This is a genomic window from Caballeronia sp. NCF2 (assembly GCF_023631205.1).
In the GTDB taxonomy this organism is placed as follows: domain Bacteria; phylum Pseudomonadota; class Gammaproteobacteria; order Burkholderiales; family Burkholderiaceae; genus Caballeronia; species Caballeronia zhejiangensis.
Genome location: NZ_JALQDN010000077.1, coordinates 1 through 545, shown reverse-complemented (window position 1 = coordinate 545; position 545 = coordinate 1). Strand labels below are relative to the sequence as shown.

1 protein-coding gene is annotated in these 545 nt (G+C 63.9%); it reads left to right on the top strand.

Features of this window, described 5'->3' with window-relative positions; all coding sequences use genetic code 11:
• A partial coding sequence (locus tag NCS02_RS30220; RefSeq protein WP_502800912.1) for an IS21 family transposase occupies positions 1-545 on the top strand: 545 nt, incomplete at both ends.

Genomic DNA, 545 nt, shown 5'->3' with positions numbered 1-545 from the left:
GAGGGCGAGCTCGAGCGACGGCTTCTTGGCAAGCCCACCGGACCCGCGGCCTATGCACAGCCCGACTACGGTCGCATTCATCAAGAGCTGCGCCGCAAGGGCGTGACGCTGACGTTGCTGTGGGAGGAATATCAGGCGGAGTTCGCGAATCGGAAGACTTATCGTTACACGCAATTCTGCGAGCACTATAAGGCGTTCGCGAAACGGCTGAAGCGCTCGATGCGGCAGATCCACCGTGCTGGCGAGAAGCTATTCGTCGACTTCGCCGGTCCCACGTTGCCGTTGACCACAGGGCGCCGCGCGCACATCTTCGTGGCCGCCATGGGCGCATCGAGCTATACATTCGCATGCGCCACGCCAGCCGAGACGATGGAGGACTGGCTGAGTGGTATCGCCCGCGCGCTGACCTTCTACGGCGGCGTTCCCCAACTGATCGTGCCGGACAACCCGCGCGCGATGATCGCCGGTCCCGATCGCTATGAGCCTCGCGCCGGCGACACCGTGCTGGACTTCGCGCGTCACTACGGCACCTCATTTCTGCCTGC